Genomic DNA, 8,488 nt, shown 5'->3' with positions numbered 1-8,488 from the left:
TCGGGGCGCATCATCGTCGGCAGGCTCCAGAAAGAAATCGGGAGCACAGCATCGGGGATCAGGTAAGCGCTTTGAATGTGGGGTTCATGGAGCGCTTACTTTTTCCTTGTGTGTCGGATAGTGTGGCTGGAAAAAGACCTGTAAGTACATAAAGGAAGATGCCGCCTGCGAAGGTCAAGTCTGTACGAGTGTCGCGTTTGTTGAGGCTGCCTATGGACAGGTCCGGAAGTCTTAAGAATCGGTTTCCCAGTTCGTCGTTGTATTCTGTGAGCTGAGTTAGCTCTTCCTTGAACTTGTGACATAGTCCGAAGTCGAGCAGTACTGGTTCGTGCGGTTGTTCGTTTTTTAATATTATATTATCTGGCTTGATGTCGCGATGAATCCAGTCGTGCTCGTGTAGGTGATCGAGGACGTCTAGTAGCTTGATCGTAATTATAATGGCTTGCTCGAGGCAGATAGGGCCATTTTTGTCGATGTATTCGCTAAGTGTAGGGCCGGGTATGTATTCGGTAACTATAAATAATTTGTGTTCGAGGTTGTCGTGAAGATGGGCGTTGCTAGATATTAGGCGTGGAATTAGAGGGTGCTGGCAAGTGTCATATGCGGTCGCTTCACGAAAGAATCGAAGCCTTCGCTCTTGGTCACCTTGTCTGCTGAGGACCTTCAAGCAGCCTTCTTTGTTTTTATTGTTGTGTGTGACGTATTTTGTAGTTCCTTGCCCGCCCTGTCCGATTTCTCGAGTGGATGACCACGAGTTGTTCCATTTCGAATCGTCACTCCAGTTGTTCATGGCTAAGCTTCCTTGGTTGCCTGAAATTAAATGTGGGTTGGGTTTGGTTTTTTGTAAGGCTGAGCCGTTATTTGGGTTTTTGTGCTTCGGTCTCGTTGAGTAATTAGTTAAAGGCTTGCTCTGTTTTAATTTGTACTTTCAGTTAGAAACGCTGCGTCCAGTAGTTGTCTCGTATACCCATGCTGCGGTTCATGAAATATAGCCCCCGCATTCCCCTGCTCAACCACCTGCCCATGCTTGATCACCATCAACTGATGACTCAACGCCTTCACCACCGCCAGGTCATGACTGATAAACAGATACGTCAGGTTGTACTTAACCTGCAAATTCCGCAAAAGCTCCACCACCTGCCGCTGCACCGTCCGATCCAGCGCCGAGGTCGGCTCATCCAGCAATATCAGCGCCGGCTTCAACACCAACGCCCGAGCAATCGCAATCCGCTGCCGCTGCCCGCCCGAAAACTCATGGGGATACCGATGCCGCGTCCGCGGATCCAGCCCCACTTCCTCCAACGCCGCAATAATCGCCGCTTCCTGCTCAGCCGGCGTGCCGATCTTGTGAATCCGTAACCCCTCGCCAACGATATCCGCCACGCACATGCGCGGGCTCAGGCTGCCGAAGGGATCCTGAAACACCACCTGCATCTCCCGCCGCAGCGGCCGCACGGCCTTCTGGTTCAGCCCTTCAAGATCCTGCCCATGGAAGCGAATGCCACCCTGGCTGGAAATCAACCGCAGGATGGCTAGTCCCAAGGTGGACTTGCCCGACCCACTCTCGCCAACAATCCCCAGCGTCTGTCCCTGGGGCAGGCTGAAGTTCACACCATCCACCGCCTTCACATGGTCCACGGTCCGGCGCAGCAGCCCCTTCTTGATCGGGAACCACACTTTCAAGTCCTTCACCTCCAGCAACGGCGCCCCTTCGGCATTCGCGGCGGGCGCGCCGCTGGGCTCGGCGTTGATCAGCATCTGCGTATACGGATGCTGCGGCTTGCTGAACAGCATGGCGCAATCGGCCTGCTCGACGATCTTGCCGCACTGCATCACGCACACCCGGTGGGCGATGCGGCGCACCAGGTTGAGGTCGTGGCTGATCAGCAGCAGGGCCATGCCGAGGCGCGCCTGCAGCTCCTTGAGCAGGTCGAGAATTTTCAACTGCACGGTCACGTCGAGCGCCGTGGTGGGCTCGTCGGCAATCAACAGTTCGGGCTCGTTGGCCAGGGCCATGGCGATCATCACCCGCTGGCGCTGACCACCAGACAGCTCATGGGGCAGGGCTTTCAGGCGCTTCTTGGGCTCGGGAATACCGACCAGCTCCAGCAGCTCCAGCGTGCGCGCGGTGGCGGCCTTGCCGGTGAGGCCCTTGTGCAGCAACAGGATCTCGTTGATCTGCTTCTCGATGCTGTGCAGCGGGTTCAGCGAGGTCATCGGCTCCTGGAAGATCATCGCGATGCGGTTGCCGCGAATCCGCTGCATGGGCTTCTCACCCAGGTGCAGCAAGTCCTTGCCGCCGTACTGGATGGTTCCGGACGGATGCCGCGCCAGCGGGTAGGGCAGCAGGCGCAAGATCGAATGGGCGGTCACCGACTTGCCCGAGCCGCTTTCGCCGACCAGGGCCAGGGTTTCGCCCTTGCGGATGTCAAAGCTGATGCCGTCGACCACGCGGTTGACCTGCTCGCCAGTGACGAACTCCACCGCCAGGTCGCGGACTTCGATCAGGGTGTCTTGGCTCATGTCATTTCCTCGGGTCGAAGGCGTCGCGGGCGGATTCGCCGATGAATACCAGCAGGCTCAGCATCACCGCCAGCACGGCGAAGGCGCTGATGCCCAGCCAGGGGGCTTGCAGGTTGGACTTGCCCTGGGCCACCAGCTCGCCCAGCGACGGGGAGCCGGCGGGCAGGCCGAAGCCTAAGAAGTCCAGGGCGGTGAGGGTGCCGATGGCGCCGGTGAGGATGAACGGCATGAAGGTCATGGTCGAGATCATGGCGTTGGGCAGGATGTGGCGGAACATGATCGGGCCATTGCGCATGCCCAGCGCGCGGGCGGCGCGCACGTACTCGAGGTTGCGCCCGCGCAGGAACTCGGCGCGCACCACGTCCACCAGGCTCATCCACGAGAACAGCAGCATGATGCCCAGCAACCACCAGAAGTTGGGCTGCACGAAGCTGGCAAGGATGATCAGCAGGTACAGCACCGGCAGGCCGGACCAGATCTCCAAAAAGCGCTGGCCGGCGAGGTCCACCCAGCCGCCGTAGAAGCCCTGCAAGGCGCCGGCGATCACGCCGACGATGGAGCTGGCGATGGTCAGCGTCAGGGCGAACAGCACCGAGATGCGGAAGCCGTAGATCACCCGGGCCAGCACGTCGCGGCCCTGGTCGTCGGTGCCCAGCAGGTTGTCGGTGGAGGGCGGCGCGGGGGCCGGCACCTTCAGGTCGTAGTTGATGCTTTGGTAGCTGTAGGGGATCGGCGCCCACAGCACGAAGGCGTCCTTTTTCTCCAGCAGCTCGCGGATGTACGGGCTCTTGTAGTTGGCCTCCAGCGGGAACTCGCCGCCGAAAGTGGTCTCCGGGTAGCGCTTGAAGGCGGGGAAGTACCATTCGCCGTCGTAGCGCACGGCAATCGGCTTGTCGTTGGCGATGAACTCGGCGCCCAGGCTGAGCACGAACAGCACCAGGAAGATCCACAGCGACCACCAGCCGCGGCGGTTGGCCTTGAAGCGCTCGAAGCGCCGGCGATTAAGGGGGGACAGGGCCATGTCAGTGCTCCCGGCTGGCGAAGTCGATGCGTGGATCGACCAGGGTGTAGGTGAGGTCGCCGATCAGCTTCACCACCAGACCCAGCAGGGTGAAGATGAACAAGGTGCCGAACACCACCGGGTAGTCGCGGTTGATCGCCGCCTCGAAACTCATCAGGCCCAGGCCGTCGAGGCTGAAGATCACCTCGATCAGCAGGGACCCTGTGAAGAAGATGCCGATGAACGCCGAGGGGAAGCCGGCGATCACCAGCAGCATGGCGTTGCGGAACACGTGGCCGTACAGCACCCGCGAACGGCTCAGGCCTTTGGCCTTGGCGGTGACCACGTACTGCTTGTTGATCTCGTCGAGGAAGCTGTTCTTGGTCAGCAGGGTCATGGTGGCGAAGTTGCCGATCACCAGCGCGGTGATCGGCAGCACCAGGTGCCAGAAGTAGTCGAGCACCTTGCCGGTGGTGCTCAGCTCATCGAAGTTGTTGGAGGTCAGCCCGCGCAGCGGGAACCAGTCGAAGTAGCTGCCGCCGGCGAACAGCACGATCAGCAGGATGGCGAACAGGAACGCGGGGATGGCGTAGCCGACGATGATCGCCGAGCTGGTCCAGACGTCGAAATGGCTGCCGTGGCGCACGGCCTTGGCGATCCCCAGGGGGATCGACACCAGGTACATGATCAGCGTGCTCCATAGCCCCAGCGAGATGGACACGGGCATCTTCTCGGCGATCAGGTCGATGACCTTGGCGTCGCGGAAGAAGCTGTTGCCAAAGTCCAGTTGGGCGTAGTTCTTGACCATGATCCACAGCCGCTCGGGCGCGGACTTGTCGAAGCCGTACATGCGCTCGATCTCGGCGATCAGCGCCGGGTCCAGGCCTTGCGCGCCGCGGTAGTTGGAGCCGGCCACCGACACTTCGGCGCCGCCGCCGGCGATGCGGCTGGTGGCGCCGTCGAAGCCTTCGAGCTTGGCGATCATCTGCTCCACCGGGCCGCCGGGGGCGGCCTGGACGATGATGAAGTTGATGATCAGGATGCCGAACAGGGTCGGGATGATCAGCAGCAGGCGCCGCAGGATATAGGCCAGCATGTCAGTGGGCCTCTTCCACGGCGGGGGCTTCGCTCACGGCAGGCGTGACGTCGGGCTTGATCCACCAGGTGTTGATGCCGATGTCGTACTTGGGCGACACGGCGGGGTGACCGATGTGGTTCCAGTAGGCCACGCGCCAGGTCTTGATGTGCCAGTTGGGGATCACGTAGTAGCCCCACAGCAGCACCCGGTCCAGGGCGCGGCAGTGGTCGACCAGGCTCTGGCGCGAATCGGCGTTGATCAGCTGTTCCACCAGCTGGTCGATGGCAGGATCGCGCAGGCCGATGAAGTTGCGGCTGCCGGGGTTGTCGGCGGCGGCGCTGTTCCAGTACTCGCGCTGCTCGTTGCCGGGCGAGTTCGATTGCGCGAAGCCGCCGACGATCATGTCGTAGTCCCGCGAACGCAGGCGGGTGATGTACTGCGACACGTCCACCCGGCGGATCTCGAGGTTGATGCCCAGGTCCGCGAGGTTGCGCTTGAACGGCAGCAGCACGCGCTCGAACTGGGTCTGGGCCAGCAGGAACTCGATGCTCAGCGGCTTGCCGTCCTTGTCGACCATCTTGTCGTCGACGATCTTCCAGCCGGCGTCCTGCAGCAGCTTGTAGGCCTGGCGCTGCTGGTCGCGGATCATGCCGCTGCCGTCGGTGACGGGGTTGCGGAAGGCGCCGTTGAACACCTCGTCGGGTACCTTGCCGCGCAGCGGTTCGAGAATCTTCAGCTCGGCGGGCGAGGGCAGGCCGCTGGCGGCCATCTCGGAGTTCTCGAAGTAGCTGCCGGTGCGGGTGTAGGCGCCGTTGAACAGCTGCTTGTTGGTCCACTCGAAGTCCAGCAGCAGGCTGATGGCCTGGCGCACCCGGATGTCCTGGAACATCGGCTTGCGCAGGTTGAAGATGAAGCCCTGCATGCCCACCGGGTTGCCGTTGGGGATCTCTTCCTTGATCAGGCGGCCGTCGCGCACGGCGGGCACGTCGTAGGCGGTGGCCCAGTTCTTCGCGCTGACTTCCAGGCCGTAGTCGAACTGGCCGGCCTTCAGCGCCTCGAGGGCGACGGTGTTGTCGCGGTAGGAGTCGAAGGTCATCACATCGAAGTTGTAGAAGCCGCGGTTGATCGGCAGGTCCTTGGCCCAGTAGTCCTTGACCCGCTCGTAGCGGATCGAGCGGCCGGCCTTCACCTCGGCGACCTTGTACGGGCCGCTGCCCAGCGGGATCTCCAGGTTGCCGCGGTTGAAGTCGCGGTTGGCATACCAGTGCTTGGGCAGCACCGGGAGCTGGCCGAGGATCAGCGGCAGCTCGCGGTTGTTGCTGTGCTTGAACTTGAACAGCACCTTGAGCGGGTCTTCGGCGACCACGTCGGCGACGTCGGCGTAATACTGGCGGTACAGCGGGGCGCCGTCCTTGATCAGGGCGTTGAAGGTAAATACCACGTCTTCGGCGCGCATCGGCTGGCCGTCGTGGAAGCGCGCTTCGGGGCGCAGGTAGAAGCGCACCCAGCTGTTGTCGGGAGCCTTTTCGATCTTGCCGGCCACCAGGCCGTACTCGGTGAAGGGCTCGTCCTGGCTCTGGCGCATCAGCGTGTCGTAGATGCTGCCGATGTTGTCGGCGGGCACGCCCTTGTTGATGAACGGGTTGAGGCTGTCGAAGCCGCCGAAGCTGGACTGGCGGAAGGTGCCGCCCTTGGGCGCGTCGGGGTTGACGTATTCGAAGTGCTTGAAGTTGGCCGGGTATTTCGGCGCTTCGCCGTACAGGGTCAGGGCGTGTTGCGGGGCGGCCACGGCCGGGAGCGTGAGGCAGGCCAGCAGCAGGCTGCCGGCTAGGCGGCGCAGGGTGGGCGTCATTTGGCTTTCTCCGAAGTCTTCTTGATCCACCAGCTGTTCAGCCCAAGGGTGTAGGGCGGCGTGGTGACGAAGGCGAACCGGTTGCGGTAGGCCAGGCGGTGATTGTCGAGGTACCAGTTGGGGATCATGTAGTACTGCCATGAGAGCACGCGGTCCAGGGCGCGCGCGGCGGCGATCTGGTCATCGCGGCTGCGGGCGGCGAGCAGGGTGTCGAGCAGGTGGTCGACCACCGGGTCCTTCACGCCAGCATAGTTCTTGCTGCCCTTGACGGCGGCTTGGCTCGAGTGGAAATACAGCCACTGTTCGAGGCCCGGGCTCAGGGTCTGGTTCAGGGTCATCAGGATCATGTCGAAATCGAACTGGTCGAGCCGTTGTTTGTACTGGGCGCGGTCGACGGTGCGCAAGCGTGCATCGATGCCGATGCTGGCCAGATTTTCGACATAAGGTTGCAGGATGCGTTCGAGGTTCGGGTTTACCAGCAGCAGTTCCATCCGGAACGGCTGGCCCTTGCCGTCCACCAGGCGCTGGCCGTTGAGCTTCCAGCCGGCCTGGGCGAACAGGTCGAGGGCCTGGCGCAGGGCCGCGCGGCTGATGCCGCTGCCGTCGGTGTGGCTGACCTGGTAGGACTGGGTGAACAGCTTTTCGGGCAGTTGGTCGCGGAACGGCTTGAGCAGCAGCCACTCCTTGCCGGTGGGCAGGCCGCTGGCGGTGAACTCGCTGTTGGGGTAGTAGCTGGTGGCGCGCCGGTAGGCGCCGTTGAACAGGGCGCGGTTGGTCCATTCGAAGTCGAGCATCAGGCCCAGCGCCTGGCGTACCCGTGGGTCGCTGAAGGCGGCGCGGCGGCTGTTCATGAACAGGCCTTGGGTCTGGGTGGGGATCTGGTGCGGGATCTGCGCCTTGATCACCTCCCCCCGGCGCACGGCGGGGAAGCTGTAGCCGTTGGCCCAGTTCTTCGCCTGATGCTCGATATAGATGTCGAATTCGCCCGCCTTGAAGGCTTCGAAAGCCACGGTGGCGTCACGGTAGAACTCGTATTCGACGCGGTTGAAGTTGTACTTGCCGCGGTTCACGGCCAGGTCCTTGCCCCAGTAGTCCTTCACCCGCTCGAACACCAGGCGCCGGCCCGGTTGCACCTCGCTGATGCGGTAGGGGCCGCTGCCCAAGGGCGGCTCGAAGGTGGTGGCCTTAAAGTCGCGCTTTTCCCAGTAGTGCTTGGGCAGCACCGGCATTTCGCCCAGGCGCAGGATCAGCAGCGGGTTGCCGGCGCGCTTGAACACGAAGCGGATGCGCAGCGGGCCGAGGATGTCGACCCGGGCCACTTCCTGCAGGTTGGTGCGGTAGATCGGGTGGCCGTCCTTGAGCAGGGTGCGGTAGCTGAAGGCGACGTCGGCGGCGGTAATCGGCACGCCGTCGTGGAAGCGTGCCTCGGGGCGCAGGTTGAACACCACCCAGCTGCGGTCTTCGCTGTACTCGACGGAGCGGGCGATCAGGCCGTAGCTGGAGGTGGGTTCGTCGCCGGAGGGGTCGTACATGCCGGTGCCGACCATCAGCGGCTCGTTGAGCTCGTTGATGCCGTACTGCAGGAAGTTGGGCGTGGTGACCGGGCTCGAGCCCTTGAAGGTATAGGGGTTGAGCGTGTCGAAGGTGCCGAAGGCCATGGCCCGCAAGGTGCCGCCTTTCGGGGCTTGCGGGTTGACCCAGTCGAAGTGGGTGAAGCTGGCCGGGTACTTGAGCGTGCCGAACTGCGCGTATCCGTGGCTTTCGCTCACCATCGCGACGGCGGGGAAGCTCAAGGCCAGGCTGAGAGACAGCAGGAGGGGACGTATCAAGTCGGCATCCGATCCAGAAGGCGTTGGGCTTGGTTCGGGGTACAGTAACAGCTTGTCTGGAATGGAAAAAGGGTACGGGTCGGTCGGATGGATGTGGCTGATTGGGGCTGCTTTGCAGCCCTTTCGCGACACAAGGCCGCTCCCACAGGGATTGCGCTAGCCTGAGGGTCTGCGCAATCCCTGTGGGAGCGGCCTTGTGTCGCGAA

Annotated in this window: 6 protein-coding genes; all 6 read right to left on the bottom strand. The window is 62.4% G+C overall.

The features are described from left to right. Nucleotides 1–58: 58 nt before the first annotated feature. The gene (locus AC25MA_RS24440) at nucleotides 59–790 is read right to left on the bottom strand and encodes a protein kinase domain-containing protein (protein ID WP_486972472.1); all 732 of its coding nucleotides are present in this window, start codon (nucleotides 788–790) and stop codon (nucleotides 59–61) included. Between the two features lie 125 nt (nucleotides 791–915). Next, on the bottom strand, nucleotides 916–2,523 hold the full coding sequence (locus tag AC25MA_RS24435; RefSeq protein ID WP_486972471.1) for an ABC transporter ATP-binding protein: 1,608 nt from the start codon (nucleotides 2,521–2,523) through the stop codon (nucleotides 916–918). A 1-nt stretch (nucleotide 2,524) separates the two neighbouring features. Continuing rightward, on the bottom strand, nucleotides 2,525–3,544 hold the full coding sequence (locus tag AC25MA_RS24430) for an ABC transporter permease (RefSeq protein WP_028690523.1): 1,020 nt from the start codon (nucleotides 3,542–3,544) through the stop codon (nucleotides 2,525–2,527). Between the two features lies 1 nt (nucleotide 3,545). After that, a complete protein-coding gene (locus AC25MA_RS24425; RefSeq protein ID WP_011534684.1) occupies nucleotides 3,546–4,619 on the bottom strand; it encodes a microcin C ABC transporter permease YejB in 1,074 nt (357 codons plus the stop codon). Nucleotide 4,620: 1 nt separating this feature from the next. After that, a complete protein-coding gene (locus AC25MA_RS24420) occupies nucleotides 4,621–6,453 on the bottom strand; it encodes an extracellular solute-binding protein (RefSeq protein WP_279153098.1) in 1,833 nt (610 codons plus the stop codon). Then, nucleotides 6,450–8,282, bottom strand: a complete 1,833-nt coding sequence (locus tag AC25MA_RS24415; protein WP_486972470.1) for an extracellular solute-binding protein — start codon at nucleotides 8,280–8,282, stop codon at nucleotides 6,450–6,452. The genes AC25MA_RS24420 and AC25MA_RS24415 overlap by 4 nt, the downstream gene beginning before the upstream one ends. Nucleotides 8,283–8,488: the final 206 nt, after the last annotated feature.

This window comes from Pseudomonas sp. P65(2024) (assembly GCF_057480955.1).
The sequence above is the reverse complement of the archived record's forward strand: the minus strand, read 5'-3'. Positions and strand labels throughout refer to the sequence as shown.

Bases quoted from the DNA above. Each gene is read 5' to 3' on its own strand.
- AC25MA_RS24430 (WP_028690523.1), bottom strand. From the start codon at position 3,544: ATGGCCCTGTCCCCCCTTAATCGCCGGCGCTTCGAGCGCTTCAAGGCC.
- AC25MA_RS24435 (WP_486972471.1), bottom strand. From the start codon at position 2,523: ATGAGCCAAGACACCCTGATCGAAGTCCGCGACCTGGCGGTGGAGTTC.
- AC25MA_RS24440 (WP_486972472.1), bottom strand. From the start codon at position 790: ATGAACAACTGGAGTGACGATTCGAAATGGAACAACTCGTGGTCATCC.
- AC25MA_RS24425 (WP_011534684.1), bottom strand. From the start codon at position 4,619: ATGCTGGCCTATATCCTGCGGCGCCTGCTGCTGATCATCCCGACCCTG.
- AC25MA_RS24420 (WP_279153098.1), bottom strand. From the start codon at position 6,453: ATGACGCCCACCCTGCGCCGCCTAGCCGGCAGCCTGCTGCTGGCCTGC.